At 64.0% G+C, this 14822-nt stretch carries 14 protein-coding genes and 1 pseudogene; 6 read left to right on the forward strand and 9 right to left on the reverse strand.

The window, feature by feature from the left end; translation table 11 throughout:
- On the reverse strand, nt 1-182 hold a 182-nt coding region (locus VQ045_RS20055; protein ID WP_331831380.1), incomplete at its 3' end, for a hypothetical protein.
- On the opposite strand from VQ045_RS20055, the gene VQ045_RS20060 reads away from it, so the two are divergent.
- Complete coding sequence (locus VQ045_RS20060) at nt 168-872, forward strand: 3-keto-5-aminohexanoate cleavage protein (RefSeq protein ID WP_331831391.1); 705 nt, start codon at nt 168-170, stop codon at nt 870-872. The two genes, VQ045_RS20055 and VQ045_RS20060, sit on opposite strands and share 15 nt — an antisense overlap.
- 182 nt (nt 873-1054) lie before the next feature.
- On the opposite strand, the gene VQ045_RS20065 is transcribed toward VQ045_RS20060, so the two are convergent.
- The 7 genes from VQ045_RS20065 to dctP all read right to left on the reverse strand — a co-directional run bounded on the left by VQ045_RS20065 (nt 1055) and on the right by dctP (nt 8310).
- Entirely contained in the window at nt 1055-2434 is a 1380-nt protein-coding gene (locus VQ045_RS20065) for an aspartate aminotransferase family protein (RefSeq protein WP_331831381.1), read from the reverse strand.
- 45 nt (nt 2435-2479) lie between these two features.
- Nucleotides 2480-3967, reverse strand: a complete 1488-nt coding sequence (locus tag VQ045_RS20070) for an NAD-dependent succinate-semialdehyde dehydrogenase (protein ID WP_331831382.1) — start codon at nt 3965-3967, stop codon at nt 2480-2482.
- A gap of 152 nt (nt 3968-4119) precedes the next feature.
- A complete protein-coding gene (locus VQ045_RS20075) occupies nt 4120-4614 on the reverse strand; it encodes an Lrp/AsnC family transcriptional regulator (protein WP_331831383.1) in 495 nt (164 codons plus the stop codon).
- Between the two features lie 76 nt (nt 4615-4690).
- Nucleotides 4691-5134, reverse strand: coding sequence for a universal stress protein (locus VQ045_RS20080; protein WP_331831384.1), 444 nt, complete (start codon nt 5132-5134; stop codon nt 4691-4693).
- Between the two features lie 45 nt (nt 5135-5179).
- Nucleotides 5180-6457 carry a TRAP transporter large permease gene (locus tag VQ045_RS20085; RefSeq protein WP_327625764.1) on the reverse strand — a complete coding sequence of 426 codons (1278 nt, stop codon included), beginning with the start codon at nt 6455-6457 and terminating at the stop codon, nt 5180-5182.
- Between the two features lie 48 nt (nt 6458-6505).
- Nucleotides 6506-7093, reverse strand: coding sequence for a TRAP transporter small permease (locus VQ045_RS20090; protein ID WP_331831385.1), 588 nt, complete (start codon nt 7091-7093; stop codon nt 6506-6508).
- Between the two features lie 164 nt (nt 7094-7257).
- Nucleotides 7258-8310: a TRAP transporter substrate-binding protein DctP gene (gene dctP, locus VQ045_RS20095; protein WP_331831386.1), complete on the reverse strand. Its 1053-nt coding sequence runs from the start codon at nt 8308-8310 to the stop codon at nt 7258-7260.
- A gap of 617 nt (nt 8311-8927) precedes the next feature.
- Between dctP and eutA the strand changes: the two genes are divergently transcribed.
- From eutA to doeB, 5 genes are read left to right on the forward strand one after another with little or no spacing between them, the layout of a single operon-like run.
- On the forward strand, nt 8928-9704 hold the full coding sequence (gene eutA / locus VQ045_RS20100; protein WP_331831387.1) for an ectoine utilization protein EutA: 777 nt from the start codon (nt 8928-8930) through the stop codon (nt 9702-9704).
- A 5-nt stretch (nt 9705-9709) separates the two neighbouring features.
- Nucleotides 9710-10696, forward strand: coding sequence for a hydroxyectoine utilization dehydratase EutB (gene eutB, locus VQ045_RS20105; protein ID WP_331831388.1), 987 nt, complete (start codon nt 9710-9712; stop codon nt 10694-10696).
- Entirely contained in the window at nt 10696-11688 is a 993-nt protein-coding gene (gene eutC, locus VQ045_RS20110) for an ectoine utilization protein EutC (protein ID WP_331831389.1), read from the forward strand. The genes eutB and eutC overlap by 1 nt, the downstream gene beginning before the upstream one ends.
- Before the next feature lie 21 nt (nt 11689-11709).
- Nucleotides 11710-12891, forward strand: coding sequence for an ectoine hydrolase DoeA (gene doeA / locus VQ045_RS20115; RefSeq protein ID WP_327625770.1), 1182 nt, complete (start codon nt 11710-11712; stop codon nt 12889-12891).
- 5 nt (nt 12892-12896) lie between these two features.
- On the forward strand, nt 12897-13901 hold the full coding sequence (doeB, locus tag VQ045_RS20120; protein ID WP_331831390.1) for a N(2)-acetyl-L-2,4-diaminobutanoate deacetylase DoeB: 1005 nt from the start codon (nt 12897-12899) through the stop codon (nt 13899-13901).
- A 232-nt stretch (nt 13902-14133) separates the two neighbouring features.
- Here the strand turns inward: doeB and VQ045_RS20125 are convergent.
- A pseudogene (locus VQ045_RS20125) lies at nt 14134-14262 on the reverse strand (transposase); the annotation flags it as partial.
- Nucleotides 14263-14822: the final 560 nt, after the last annotated feature.

A 14822-nucleotide genomic window follows, 5' to 3' on the forward strand; every position in this document is an offset into this window, starting at 1 on the left:
AAACTCCGGACCACGCCTACTTCAATCAACCGCTTCTCGCAGCGGCATAAAACCCGGCAGACGATCCACTTATCAAGCCGTCGAGCCTGTTCAGACAAACCGAGCCACCTCTCACGATCTCCGAGCAGATCGAAAGCACGCACGAAGCCTTCGATGCCGGCGCAAGCATTGCCCACTGCCATGTGCGCGATGACGAGGGAAAGCCGACATCCGACCCCGACCGCTTCGCGCGCCTCAAGGAGGGGCTGGAAACGTACTGCCCGGGCATGATCATCCAGCTCTCGACAGGAGGCCGCTCCGGCGCGGGCCGGGAGCGCGGCGGGATGCTGCCGCTCAGGCCTGACATGGCGTCACTCTCGGTCGGATCGAACAACTTCCCGACCCGCGTTTATGAGAACGCGCCCGATCTCGTCGACTGGCTGGCTTCGGAAATGCAGACCTACGAGGTGAAGCCCGAGATCGAGGCCTTCGATCTCGGCCATATCGTGCAGGCCACCCGAATGGCTGCCGATGGTCGCCTCAAGGGGCCGCTGTATGTCCAGTTCGTCATGGGGGTCAAAAATGCGATGCCCGCGGACGAGCCGATATTCGACTTCTACATCGCAACCCTCAAGCGGCTTGCGCCGGACGCCCAATGGTGCGCCGCAGGGATCGCGTCGGCGCAATTGACCATCAACGAATGGTCTATCGCCAAGGGCGGCCATACGCGAACGGGGTTTGAAGACAATGTGCGCCTCGATCGCGACCGGCTCGCGCCGTCCAATGCGGCCCTTGTCAAACGCGCTGTCGAACTGTGCGAGAAGTACGAGCGGCCCGTCGCGACATGGGGGCAGGCCCGTGAGATCCTGGGCTTGAGGGCCTGCGCGGCCTAAAGAATGCCCAATGTGCCGCTTCTGTCCCGGCTGCCAGCGAGCTGGTTCTGCGACCGTCAGCCAGGAGCTTTGAATACCAGCGCGCCGTGCGAGCACGTTTATCCAATGGATGATTGAAGGGCTGATGGCTCTCCGTTGTACGTGGCAGCGGGTCGCGACGAAAATCGCGACCCGGCTGTTCGTCAGGGTTGCGTCATAACGCTCTCGACGGCTTCCACGGTCTTGCCGATCACGCGATCGGCTTCTTCTCGCGTCAGGCAGAAGGGCGGAGCGAAGCCTAAAATGTCGCCCTCTGGCATCGCCCGCCCGATGACGCCGCGCTCCGCGAGCGCCGCGGAGATCCGCGGGCCGATCTTCTGCGCCGGATCGAAGAATACCCGGTCGTCCTTGTCGGCGACGAACTCCACCGCCGCCAGCAGCCCGTCACCGCGCACCTCGCCGACCTGGGCGTGGTCCGACAGCGCCGCAGCGAGGGTCTCACGAAAATGCGCCCCGACCGTGCGGACGTTCTCGATCAGGTCGAGCTTATCGATCAGTTCCAGATTGGCAACCCCCGCCGCCGCGCAGAGTGGATGGGCCGAGTAGGTCCAGCCGTGGCCGATCGCGCCGAGGGCGTCCGAGCCCTTGACCAGCACGTCCCAGACCTTCTCGGAAACAATCGTGCCGGACAGCGGCAGATAGGCTGAGGTCAGGCCCTTGGCGATGGTGATGAGGTCCGGCTTGATGCCGTAATGATCGGAGCCGAACATGGTGCCGAGACGGCCGAAGCCGGTGACCACCTCGTCGGCGACCAGCAGCACGTCGTATTTCGCCAGCACCGCCTGGATCTTCTCCCAATAGCCGGCCGGCGGCGGCACGATGCCGCCTGTACCGAGCAGCGGTTCGCCGATGAAGGCCGCGACCGTGTCGGGCCCTTCGGAGAGGATCATGTCCTCCAGCTTGTCGGCGCAGAATTGCGAGAACTGCTCCTCGCTCATCGAGCGGTCGGCGCGGCGGAAGTAATAGGGCGCCTCGGTGTGAAGGATCGGCGCGCGCGGCAGGTCGAAGGCATTGTGGAACAGGCCGAGACCGGTCAGCGAGCCGGTCATCACGCCGGAGCCGTGATAGCCGCGCCAGCGCGAAATGATCTTCTTCTTCTCCGGCCGGCCGAGCACGTTGTTGTAGTACCAGATCAGCTTGATGTTGGTCTCGTTGGCGTCCGACCCCGAAAGACCGAAATAAACCCGGCTCATACCGGCCGGCGCTCGGTCGATGATCATCTTGGCGAGTTGGATCGAGGGTTCGGAGCCGTGGCCGACATAGGCATGGTAATAGGACAGCTTATGCGCCTGCTCCGCGATTGCCTCGGCGATCTCGGTGCGGCCGTAGCCGACATTGACGCAGTAGAGCCCGGCGAATGCGTCGAGGCTCTCCTTGCCGTCACGGTCGACGATTGTCGCGCCCTTACCGCCGGTGACGACGCGGGTCGGCGTCTCGCCGCGCGCGTGCATGCCCATATGGGTCGAGGGATGGAAGAAGTGATCGCGGTCGAAGGCGGTCAGTTCGTTGGTCTGGTCGAGCATCTTCAAGCTCCTTTCCTGAATCGGTTCTGCTGTCTGCGGTGCCGCTCAGGCCGTGTCGAGACAGACATATTTGAGGTCGGTGAAGGCCTCGAGGCCGTGGCGCGAGCCTTCCCGGCCGAGGCCCGACTGCTTGACGCCGCCGAAGGGAATAGGCGCGCCGGTGATCTTGACCCGGTTGACCGCCACCATCCCGTATTCGAGCGCCGCGCTCATGCGGGCAACCCGGGCGGCGTCGCGGGTGACCAGATAGGCGACGAGGCCGTATTCGGTGGCGTTGGCGCGCGCGGTCACCTCGTCCTCGCCGTCGAAGGGGACGACCGCGGCCACGGGACCGAAGGTTTCCTCGCGCATGATCAGCGCGTCATCGGGCACGTCGGCGAGCAATGTCGGCCGATAGAACAGCGGCCCGGCCGGATGGCGCTCGCCGCCGACGAGGCGCCGGGCGCCGCGCGCCAGCGCGTCGCGGACCTGTGCATCGACCTTGGCGACCGCCCGCTCATGCATCAGCGGGCCGATCTCGACCCCGGGCTGGAGACCGGGTCCAACCTCGAGCGCCGCGATCCGCTCGGCATAGGCGGTGAGAAATGCCGCGTAGATCGGCCGCTCGACATAGATGCGGTTGGCGGCGAGGCAATCCTGCCCCGAGGTCGCGAATTTGGCGTTCATGGCGATGTCCACGGCCTTGCCGAGATCGGCGTCGGCAAAGATCATCAGCGGCGCGTGGCCGCCCAGTTCCATGATCAGACGCTTGACCGTCGGTGCCGACTGGGCAGCGATCAGCCGGCCGATCTCGGTCGAGCCGGTAAAGCTCATCGCCCGCACCCGTTCGTCCTCGCAGAGCCGCCCGACGATCGTCGCGGCATCGCCGGTGACGACGTTGAACACGCCCGCCGGCATGCCGGCCCGCTGCGCGAGTTCGGCAAGCGCCAGCGCCGAGAACGGCGTCTCGGATGAGGGATGCGCGACCGCGGTGCAGCCTGCTGCAAGCGCGGCGGCGGCCTTTCGCGTCAGCATCGCGGCGGGAAAGTTCCAGGGCGTCACCAGACCGACGACACCGAGCGGGACGCGGCTGAGCGTCATCTGCGCATCGGGGAGATGGCTGGTCACGCTCTCGGCGTTGAGGCGTTTGGCCTCCTCGGCATAGAACGCGACGAAGGACGCCGCGTAATCGATCTCGCCGCGGGCCTCGGTGAGCGGCTTGCCCTGCTCCAGCGTTATCAGCAGTGCCAGATCCTCGCGCGCGGCGAGGATCAGCCCGTGCCAACGCATCAGGATGTCGGCCCGCAGCTGCGGCAACAGCGCGCGCCAAGCCGGAAAGGCCGCGGCCGCGGCGTCGATCGCCGGCGACGTCTCCGCCGCGCCAAGCGCCGGCACGGTGCCAAGCTGCTCGCCGGTCGCCGGATCACGCACCGACACAATCGCGTCGGCGGTGACCCACCGGCCGTCGATCAGCGCGGCCTCGATCAATAGCCCGGCATCGTAAAGCTGCGACAATGGGTACGCGCGGTCGGAGGTAACGGCGATGGCGGACATGGCGATCTCCCATTCGTCACGGCGAGGCCGGAGCAACGTTCACAACGTCGTTCTAGCGTCTTCGCCGCCGAGAGGTCGGCCATAGTTGGAGCGTTGATCGGAGAGCTATCCTGCCAGCGGCGGCTTTGTCGGATGGCTCGTCTTCCTGGCCCCTAACGGGTGGTCTCGGAGATCATTTCAATGGGAATCGGGGTCTTCTTGATCGAGGTCATCGCCGGATAGGTGAAGTAGCGCCGGACCCCGATATGATCGGCCAGGATCTTGTCGACGATGGCCTGATAGCTGGCGAGATCGCGGGTGACGAACTTGCACAGATAGTCGAAGCCGCCGGAAATCGACCAGCACTCGACAATCTCCGGAACCGAGGCAATCGCCGTCTCGAACTGCGCGAAGTCCTCCTTGCGGTGGCTCTCGATCTCGATCATGACGAAGAGCACCGTCAGCGGCCCATAGGTGCTTTCCGCGATCGAGGCCGCGTATCCCTCGATGATGCCGGCCTCTTCCAGACGGTTGAGCCGCTCCCAACACGGCGTCGGTGAGAGATTGACCCGCTCGGCCAAGGCCGCCTTTGGAATCCGCCCCTCCTTTTGGAGGATCGTCAAAATCTTGATGTCGCGGTCGTCCAGCTTGATGCGGCCTCGTGCCATGGAAAATCCCGGATCGTAGTTCGATCCCACTGCATAGACCGCCGGCTCGCCCCGCGTCCATAAGGCGTTTGCGACCTCAGCGCACGATGAGACATTGCTTGCGGGTCAGCGAAGCCACCTTATGGGACACCGAGCCGAGCAGAAATCCTTCCAGATCGCCATTGCCGCGTGCGCCGAGCACGATCAGGTCGCAGTCGTGCTCGTCGGCGAACTCGACGATGGCGCGCGCCGGCTGGCCGCGCTTTGCGTAAGACGCGACGTTTTCAACGCCCGCCTTCTGTGCTCGCTCCTTGGCGGCGGTGGCGATGTCGCTGGCGTAGCTCTTCAGCGCATCGTCGGGGCGCTGCTGTTCGCCGCGGGCCCGGACCATCGAGAGCGAGGCCTCCAGCGGCGAGTGATGACGATAGATGCAGAGCGTGATCAGACGGGCGCCGAAGGTCCGGCAGAGTTCGGCGGCGACGTCGAGCCCCCGCATCGCCATCGCCGAGCCGTCGACCGGAACGAGGATTGTCTTGTACATGGCGCGGGGAATGCCTCCTACGGATCGATGGAAAGATCGGACGTTCTAGCGGAAGGCGAGATCGCGCAGGAACAGCGCGATCTGGGGAAAGGCGATCAGAGCGACACTCACCAGGAGCAGGATGAATATGAAGGGCGGCGTGCCGCGGATGACGTCCATATAGGGACGCTTGAAGATCGCGATCGCCGTGAAGATGTCGCAGCCGAAGGGCGGCGTCGCCGAGCCGATGGCCACCTGCAGCGTAATGATGACGCCGACCAGCACCGGGTCCAGCCCGAGACCGGAGACCAGCGGCGCGAAGATCGGCACCAGCACCAGGATGACGACGATCGGGTCGACGAACATGCAGCCGATGAAGAAGGCGATCGAGATCGCCACCAGGACGGTGATCGGCCCGGCTTCGTCGAGACCCAGCGCGCCGAGGATCATCTGGGGGATCTGCTCGAACGAGATCACCCAGGAAAATGCCGCTCCCGCAGCGACCAGGATGAAGACAACAGCGGTGATGAGACCAGTCGACTTGGCGATATCGATGATGTCCGAAAGGCCGAGGGAACGGAAGATCACCAGTTCGAGGAAGAGCGCATAACCGACGCAGACCGAGGCCGCCTCGGTCGGGCTGAAGATGCCGCCATAGATGCCGCCGACGACGATGACCGGAAAACCGAGCGGCCATACCGCCGCGCCGACCGCCGCCATGCGCTCACTCCAGGACGCCTTGGGTTCCGTCGGGATGTTGTTCCGCCGCGCGTAGATGACCGAATAGGCGGAAAACAGGACGAGGATCAGCAAGCCCGGTCCAACGCCGGCGATGAACAATTCGGAGATCGAGGTGCCGGAGATGACCCCGTAGATGATCATGGCGATCGACGGCGGAATCAGCATGGCGATGTCGGACGCATTGACGATCAGCGCCAGGGTGAAGCTGTCGCTGTAACCGGCCTTCAGCATGCGAGGTCGGAGCGGACCGCCGATGGCGACGACGGTCGCCTGGGTCGAACCGGAGACGGCGCCGAACAGCGTACAGCTTGTCGCGGTGGCAACACCGAGCCCGCCGCGAATGTGGCCGACGAATTTCATCACCATGTCGATCAGGCGGTCGGCGGAATGGCCCTTGGTAATGATGTCGGCCGCGAGGATGAACATCGGAACGGCGATCAGCGCCGCCGGCCGAATGCCGGCAAGCATCTGCTGCACCATGATTTCCGGGCCGATCGGCAGGTAGAAGAAGAAGGCGACCATCGTCGCCGCAATCAGCGGGATCATCATCGGGAACCCCAGAAGCAGGAGCACCACCATGGTGAGGATCATCGCCGTTGCCATCAAAGCCCTTTCTTTCCAGTGCCCGCCGCCGGTTCGCGGCGCTGCCGCCTAGACCTGCGTTTCGCTGTCCTCGTAGGTGTCGACCACCGAAACCGAGAGATAGACGTCCGGCCGCGTCAGATTGGCAATCGCCGTCAAAACGTACTGGATGCCGGTGATGACGAAGCCGAGCGGAAGCCACACCAGGGTCACGAAAATCGGCATCCGCGTTACCGGCGAGATGCGGCCGGTCTCATAGACACTGACGACGTACTGGTACGAGTACCATGCCAGAATGAACATGGCCGCGGCGGTCACCAGCGCGATGACGATCATCAGCGCTTTTCGCAGCCCCTGCGACAGCGCGTCGTAGATCGCCGACATGCGGATGTGGCGACCGTGGCGCGCCGCAAAGCCGATTCCGGCAAAGGTCACGATGATGATAAGGAACTGGTTGAGTTCCTCGGCGAAATAGAGGCTCTGGCCGAAGACGAACCGGCCGATCACGTTCGCCACCGAACTCGCCGCCATGATGAGGATGCCGGCCGTCATGATGAACGCCTCGATCATGGCGATGACCCGATCGAGGATCTCCAACGGGCGCAATAAACCTGAAAACGCAACGGCCGGTGCTGGCGCCGAAACCTCCGTCGTCACCGACGTCTCAGACGACGCTGGGCCGGCGCCACCTTTGGTCGAAGGGTCCGCTGACGGGTCGATTCGGTTCATCGCCACCTCATTTCATGGCCCACTCTCGCGAACTGCTTCGCCGCCGCAAACCCCCAGGCGGCTACCCGCCGCCCAGGATTGCCGCGACAGATCTAGCCGTCGCCTTTCACGCGCTTCTTGGAGGCCTCGATGTCGGCCAAGAAGCCTTCCAGGATCGCCTTGCCGCTATCGCCGGTGATCTCGACGAACTTGTCGCGGACCTTCTTGGCTGCCTCGCGGAACGGCGCGCGTTCCTCGTCGGTCAGCGTCGTCACCGTGATCGATGGCTTGGCTTCCTTTATCTTGGCAAGCGCTTCGTCCTGCAAGCCCTTCTGATACTCGATGATGTGCTCGTAGGCGGCGTCGGCCGCCGCCGTAACCACCACCTTATCCTCCTCGGACAGGCCGTCATAGAAGGCCTTGTTGGCCGCGACCGCAGTCGTGAAGGTATTGTGGCCGGCGAAGGTGATGTGATCGGTCACCTCGTACATCTTGGTCGATTCCACGAAGAACATCGGGTTCTCCTGGCCCTGGATCATGTTCAGCTGCAGCGCGCCGAACACTTCGCCCCAAGGCAGCGGCGTCGCGGTCGCGCCGAAGGCGTTGTAGGTCTCGACCAGCAGCGGCGTGGTCATCACCCGGAACTTGACGCCATCGAGGTCGGCCGGCGCCTTGACCGCCTCCTTGGTGGTCATCACCACCTCACCCTCGGGGAACATGTCGATGAGATGCAGGTTCTGCTGCTCGTACATCCCGGCGAGCTCTTTGTTGATCGTCTCCGACGTCTTGTAGAAGTCGGCCAGAATGTCGGGCTCCTCCGGCAGCACGTAAGGCAGCAGGAAGACCTGGAGTTCGGGAATCAAGCTGCCGGTGAAGCCGGGCGACAGATCGACGAACTGGATCGCCCCCATCTGCGCGAGTTCGGTGGTGTCGGCCGTTTCGCCGAGCGTACCGAAGGGAAAGATCGCCACCGTATTGTCGGAGTTCGCCTCGACCTGCTCCTTGAACTTCTGGGCGTAGACGCCCTGGACCTCCTCCAGCGCCTCCTCGATGGCGTATTTCCATTCGGCCGCGAAGGCCGAACCCGACATGAGCGTCAGCGCCGTCGTGGTCGCGAGCGCCGTCGCCACGAGCTTGCGGCGAGACCTGGAAACGAGATTGGACATGGAGCTCTCCCTTTCTGCTGTGCGATGCGCACAATTGATTCGAAATATTTGAGCGGTTTCCGGTAGGAATTTCCACCCTCCCTGACGCCACATATCGTGATGCCTCAGATTTCAACCGCCAACACCATGATCAATTCGATCTCCGGTTAGAACGGATAAAATTATACACTTAGTCTAAACTCTTGTTTTCGAGCGCGCTTTTCCCGGCGAGACCACGAAACATTCCGACTTCCTTTTCCATGACACACGATGCCGATGCACCGACAACAAGAGTGTTCAGAAATTCGCGAGGAATCCAACCTCCATGCTTCTGAATATCGCAGCGGCTGTCGAGAGAGTGATTACCCATTTAGAAGCTCTGTAGCAGGAGGAACCGCTGCCCAGACGGAGCGAAAAGGACGAACGGCCTCATTGTCAGGCATGCTCAGATTATGATCACGTGCACGCCATACTCGCTCTCCGGCAACCGCTTGTGGCTTGTATCACCCACCCGCTGTCCACCCTGTGCCGACGGATTCCGCCCATGCCGCGATCGACAGAAATGGAGCCGCCGCCCTTGCCCGCAACCGTCTCAGGTTCGCGATGCTATAAGCGATGGATCTTCGAGTTCACCACCTATGAGCATTGATATTCACCAGGCACGCCACCGTCTTCGCCTCGACACGCGCGCCATCGAAAAGCGTGTCGGGCTGATCCTTCTGGCGACCGATCATTCCACCGAGGCCGATTTTACGCGGCTCGTCGCCTCGAACAGAGTCGGCGTGTTCTCGACGCGCATCGCCTACGCCAATCCCACGACGGCCGAGAATCTGCGCGCCATGCAGCCGCGGCTCGAGAGCGCCGCCGCCCTGCTGCTGCCGGATGATCGGCTCGACGTGATCTGCTTTTCCTGCACCGCTGCATCGGTGGTGATCGGCGATGCCGCCGTCGCCGCCGCGATCCGCAAGGCCAAGCCCGGTGTGCCGGTGGTGACGCCCGCAGCAGCCGCCGCCACCGGCTTGAAAGCCCTTGGCACGCGAAGGATCAGCATCCTCACGCCCTATACGGTAGCGGTGAGCGAGCCGATGGCGGCCTATTTCGAAGCCGGAGGTTTTCACATCGAGAGCTTCACCTGCCTCGGACTCGATGACGACCGCCAGATGGCGCGGATCGCGCGGGAGTCGCTGATCGAAGCCGCCGTGGATGCCACCTCCGCGAGCGCCGAGGCGCTGTTCATCTCTTGCACAGCGCTTCGCTCCGCCTCGGTCGTTTCGGCCATCGAGGCACGGATCGGCCGTCCCGTCGTCGCCAGCAACCAGGCAAGTGCCTGGGCATGCCTGAACCATTGCGGCCAGTGGGTCGCCCGGCCGGACGCCGGCCGGTTGATGACGGTCGCCATGCCGACTGAAAGTTAGATCCCATGCCGCACGTCACACTGTCGGAGATCGAGGAAGCGGCTCGCAGGATCGCCGGGCGCGTCCGCCGCACGCCGGTCGACCTGTCGCCAAGTCTGTCGGCTTTGGCCGGCGTCCCGGTCTTCCTCAAGCACGAACATCGTCAGATCACCGGCGCCTTCAAATTACGCGGCGCGACCAATGCACTCCTGCAGCTTTCCCCTGACGAACGCGCCAAGGGCGTCGTCGCCACCTCCACCGGCAACCACGGCCGCGCGCTTGCGCACGCCGCCGCGGCCGAGGGTGTGCGCTGCATCGTTTGCATGTCCTCGCTGGTCCCGGCCAACAAGCTGGAGGCGATCAAGGCGCTCGGCGCCGAAATCCGCATTATCGGCCGTTCCCAGGACGAGGCGCAGATCGAGGTCGAGCGGCTGATCGCAGAAGACGGAATGACCGGTCTTCCGCCTTTCGACCATCCCCACATCGTCGCCGGCCAGGGCACGATCGGCCTGGAGATCGTCGAGGATGTGCCGGACGCGGCGACTGTGCTGGTGCCACTTTCGGGCGGCGGCCTGATCGCTGGTATCGCCGTGGCGGCGAAAACCCTGCGGCCCGACATCCGGATCGTCGGCCTGTCGATGCGGAGCGGCGCGGCGATGGCCGCGAGCCTCGATGCCGGGCATCCGGTCGAGGTCGAGGAACTGCCGACCCTGGCCGACTCCCTCGGCGGCGGGATAGGGCTTGCGAACGCCTGGACCTTCGAGACGGTGCGCGCGCTGGTTGACGACATCGTGTTGCTCGACGAAGCCGAGATCGCGGCCGGCATTCGGCACGTCTACGAGATGGAACGCGAGATCGTCGAGGGCGCCGCAGCCGTCGGCGTCGCGGCGCTGCTCGCCGGCAAGGTTGCACCGACCGGCCCGACGGTCGCGCTCCTGTCCGGTCGCAATATCGCCATGGAGCTGCATCGCCGCATCATCAACGGCGCGGATGGGTTGGAGGAGACCGACTGATGCCCGAGATGCGCATCCTCACGGAGAGCGACCTGCGCGCGCTGGTGCCGCTGGATCTCGCGGCGGTCGACGCGATCGAGACCGCCTTCGCCGCTCTGGCGACCAAGCAAGTGGCGATGCCGCCGATCTTGCGCCTCGACATTCCCGAGCATCGCGGCGAAGTCGACGTCAAGACGGCTTATGTGCCCGGCCTGTCCGGCTTCGCCATCAAGATCAGCCCAGGCTTCTTCGACAATCCGAAGCTCGGCCTGCCGAGCGTCAACGGCATGATGGTGCTTTTCTCTTCGAAAACCGGCCTTGTCGAGGCGCTGCTGCTCGACAACGGGTATCTCACCGATGTGCGGACCGCCGCCGCCGGTGCCGTGGCGGCCCGGCATCTGGCGCGGTCCGACGCGCGGATCGCCGCGATCCTCGGCGCCGGCGTCCAGGCGCGGCTGCAGTTGCGGGCGCTGAAGCTGGTCCGCCCGATCGCCGAGGCGCGGATCTGGGCGCGCGACATCAAGAAGGCGGAGGCCACGGCCGCGGCACTGTCGGCGGAGTTGTCGATCCCGGTTGCGGCGGTCTCCGATGCCCAAGCGGCCGTTGCCGGCGCCGATATCGTCGTGACGACGACCCCATCCGAGGCACCGATCCTCGAAGCCGGCTGGCTTGCTTCGGGCCAGCACGTCACCGCGATGGGATCGGACGCCGAACACAAGAACGAAGTCGACCCTGCCCTCGTCACCCGCGCCGACCTCTACGTTGCCGACAGCCTCCAGCAGACGCGCTGGCTTGGCGAGTTGCACCACGCCATCGCCGCCGGCCTCGTCACGGCGGACAGTGCCTTTTCGGAGCTCGGCGAGATCGCCTGCGGGCGTCTGCCCGGCCGTGTCGACCCGCATGCGCTGACATTCTGCGACCTTACCGGTACCGGCGTCCAGGACACGGCGATCGCCATACTTGCCAATGCCCGCGCCGTGAAAGCCAACGCAGGCAGCCTCTTCACCAGCTAAATTTCCTCCAACAGGTGCATCATGACAGAGCCGACGCTCAACTTTACTCGCGCCGAATACGCAACCCGCCTCGCCAAGACCCGCGCGGCCATGGCTGTGGAGGGCATCGACCTCCTCTACGTCTCGGATCCGTCCAACATGGCCTGGCTCACCGGCTATGACGGCTGGTCGTTCTATGTCCACCAAGGGGTTCTCGTGCCGCCTGAGGGCGAGCCGGTCTGGTTCGGCCGCGGACAGGATGCCAACGGCGCCAAGCGCACCGCCTATCTCGGCGCCGACAACATCGTTGGCTATGCCGACCATTATGTTCAGTCCACCGAGCGTCATCCGATGGACTTTCTGGCCACCGTGATCGCCGACCGCGGCTGGGACAAGGGCGTTATCGGCGTCGAAATGGACAATTACTGGTTCTCGGCAGCGGCCTTCGCGTCGCTTCAAAAGCATCTGCCGAATGCCCGCTTCGTCGACGCGACCGCACTGGTGAACTGGCAACGCGCGGTGAAGAGCGAGCAAGAGCTGGATTACATGCGTATCGCCGGCCGCATCGTCGGCGCGATGCACCGGCGCATCCTGGAAAGGGCCGAGCCCGGCATGCGCAAATGCGATCTCGTCGCCGAGATCCTCGATGCCGGAACGCGCGGTGTCGAGGGCTATGGCGGCGACTACCCGGCGATCGTACCGCTGCTGCCCTCGGGTGCCGACGCATCGGCGCCTCATCTGACCTGGGACGATCGGCCGCTGCGCCGAGGCGAAGGCACCTTCTTCGAGATCGCCGGCTGCTACAAGCGCTACCACTGCCCGCTGTCGCGTACCGTCTTTCTCGGCAAGCCGACGGAGGCGTTCCGCGACGCCGAAAAGGCGACTCTCGAAGGCATGGAAGCGGGGCTGGAGGCCGCCCGGCCCGGCAATACCTGCGAGGACATCGCCAACGCGTTCTATGCGGTGCTCAAGAAGTACGGCATCAGCAAGGATAACCGGACGGGTTACCCGATCGGGCTGTCCTACCCGCCGGACTGGGGCGAGCGGACAATGAGCCTTCGCCCCGGCGACCGAACCGAATTGAAGCCGGGCATGACCTTCCATTTCATGACCGGTCTGTGGCTGGAGGACATGGGCCTCGAGATCACCGAGTCGATCGCCATCAGCGACACCGGCTACGATCTTCTCGCCGACGTGCCGCGCCAGCTCTTCGTCAAGGATTGAGGCCGATGCTGATGAGCGACCCGCTGACCCCTTCGCCGATCGTCGCCACGGTGGACTTCGAGGCTGACGGCATCCAGCACGGCTTCCTGCGTTTGCCCTACAGCCGCGACGATTCCGCCTGGGGCTCCGTCCTGATCCCGATGACCGTCGCCAAAAACGGCGACGGACCGACGGCGCTGTTGACCGGCGGCAACCACGGCGACGAATACGAGGGCCCGATCGCTCTTTTCGACCTCGCCCGCCGGCTGTCCGTCGATGAACTGACCGGCCGCGTCATTATCGTGCCGGCGCTCAACTACCCGGCGTTTCGCGCAGGCACCCGCACCTCGCCCATCGACAAAGGCAATCTCAACCGCAGCTTTCCCGGCGCGCCCTACGGCAATCCGACGGAAAAGATCGCCGACTACGTCACCCGCCATCTGCTGCCGCTCGCCGACATCGTTCTCGACTTCCACTCCGGCGGCCGCACGCTCGACTTCCTGCCCTTCGCCGCCGCCCACATCCTGGAGGACAAGCGCCAGGAGGCAGCCTGTTTCGCCGCCGTCGCCGCCTTCGGGGCGCCCTGGTCGGTAAAGATGCTGGAGATCGACGCGGTCGGCATGCTGGATACGACAGCGGAGGCGATGGGCAAGGTGTTCGTCACCACCGAACTCGGCGGCGGAGGAACCGCAACCGCGCGGACCGCGGCAATCGCCAAACGCGGCACCGCCAATTTGCTGCGCCATGCCGGCATCCTGAAGGGCGCGGTCGAGCATTACGACAGTCGCTGGCTCGACATGCCGTCTGCCGACTGCTTCACCTTCTCCGAACTCGACGGCATGATGGAGCCGCTCGTCGATCTCGGCGACACGGTGGTGAAGGGTCAGCCGATCGGTCGTGCCTGGCCTATCGATCGCACCGGTTCGGCCCCCTTCGAATTCACCGCCAAGATGGATGGAATCCTGGCGGCGCGGCACTTTCCCGGCCTCGTCAGGGCCGGCGACTGCATCGCTGTTCTCGGAACGATTTGAGGCCCCCACCGAGACGACGAAGTCTTGCTTCATCCGTGAGCAAGCAGGCGCTCCATGACGAACCGCACCGTGTTCCCCAAAGGCTCCAACTGATGGGATAGTGGGGCCGGCATGAGCAAGACGACCAACAAGTTTTCACCGGCAGTCCGCGCGCGCCTCATTCGGACTTGCCGCCTCCTGCCGATCGGCACGCAGCTTCGGCTTGACCTGACGGTTCGGCGTCTTGTTCCGTCAGCTTGCCGTTGTCGTCCTCAAGCTGCTTCAGCCGCTTCATCTCCGTCGGCAACCGGCCGCCCTACTTCTTCTTCCAATGGAAGCAGGTTGTCTGGCTGATCCCGGCTCGCCGACATATCTCGGCAACCCTCTCCGCGCGTCCGAAAACTTCGATGTCTTCGGCGTTCGCTGCTCCTCCCGACCAAGGAGCTAACGCGGAAAACTCCCGTTCAGAACGATCCAGTTTCGCGCGAGCAGATCAAGATCTTCCTGGCAATCGTAACAAGCCGATCCGCCGCGACGCCCGAAGACGACTTCGCTTCACCGACATTCCTGGCCGGCGGTTCGATGAGCGCGGAGCATCGATCGAAGTCCGAGGACGCATCAGCGCAAATCGTTCCGATCAGACGCCCATCCCCATCCACAGCCCAGTCTTTCCTAATAAGAAAAATTTTTGACAAATGAGCGAGCAAGGGACAAGATATTTTCCGGAGGGTAAATTTTCCTGTCTACAGGGAAATTTATAGAGGGGGAGCGATCCCGCAGGGAATCAGATTTTTCGCATGTCGGGAGCATACCCGGCGGAACATCGGTCTCTGAGTGTCGGTCCACAAAGAAGTTGAATGATATGAATCGTTTGTGATTCCATGCTGTTGATTTGATTCGACGAGGGCATGGAAGCGATGTGGACGAAAGCAAACCGCGGGA

Origin of the sequence: Aurantimonas sp. E1-2-R+4, from assembly GCF_036549515.1 — a bacterium.
GTDB lineage: Bacteria > Pseudomonadota > Alphaproteobacteria > Rhizobiales > Rhizobiaceae > Aurantimonas > Aurantimonas coralicida_A.

What these genes read in the sequence shown, in the direction of transcription:
- VQ045_RS20065 (WP_331831381.1), bottom strand. Translation starts at nt 2,434, where the DNA reads ATGCTCGACCAGACCAACGAACTGACCGCCTTCGACCGCGATCACTTC.
- VQ045_RS20070 (WP_331831382.1), bottom strand. Translation starts at nt 3,967, where the DNA reads ATGTCCGCCATCGCCGTTACCTCCGACCGCGCGTACCCATTGTCGCAG.
- VQ045_RS20075 (WP_331831383.1), bottom strand. Translation starts at nt 4,614, where the DNA reads ATGGCACGAGGCCGCATCAAGCTGGACGACCGCGACATCAAGATTTTG.
- VQ045_RS20080 (WP_331831384.1), bottom strand. Translation starts at nt 5,134, where the DNA reads ATGTACAAGACAATCCTCGTTCCGGTCGACGGCTCGGCGATGGCGATG.
- VQ045_RS20085 (WP_327625764.1), bottom strand. Translation starts at nt 6,457, where the DNA reads ATGGCAACGGCGATGATCCTCACCATGGTGGTGCTCCTGCTTCTGGGG.
- dctP (WP_331831386.1), bottom strand. Translation starts at nt 8,310, where the DNA reads ATGTCCAATCTCGTTTCCAGGTCTCGCCGCAAGCTCGTGGCGACGGCG.
- eutA (WP_331831387.1), top strand. Translation starts at nt 8,928, where the DNA reads ATGAGCATTGATATTCACCAGGCACGCCACCGTCTTCGCCTCGACACG.
- eutB (WP_331831388.1), top strand. Translation starts at nt 9,710, where the DNA reads ATGCCGCACGTCACACTGTCGGAGATCGAGGAAGCGGCTCGCAGGATC.
- eutC (WP_331831389.1), top strand. Translation starts at nt 10,696, where the DNA reads ATGCCCGAGATGCGCATCCTCACGGAGAGCGACCTGCGCGCGCTGGTG.
- doeA (WP_327625770.1), top strand. Translation starts at nt 11,710, where the DNA reads ATGACAGAGCCGACGCTCAACTTTACTCGCGCCGAATACGCAACCCGC.
- doeB (WP_331831390.1), top strand. Translation starts at nt 12,897, where the DNA reads ATGCTGATGAGCGACCCGCTGACCCCTTCGCCGATCGTCGCCACGGTG.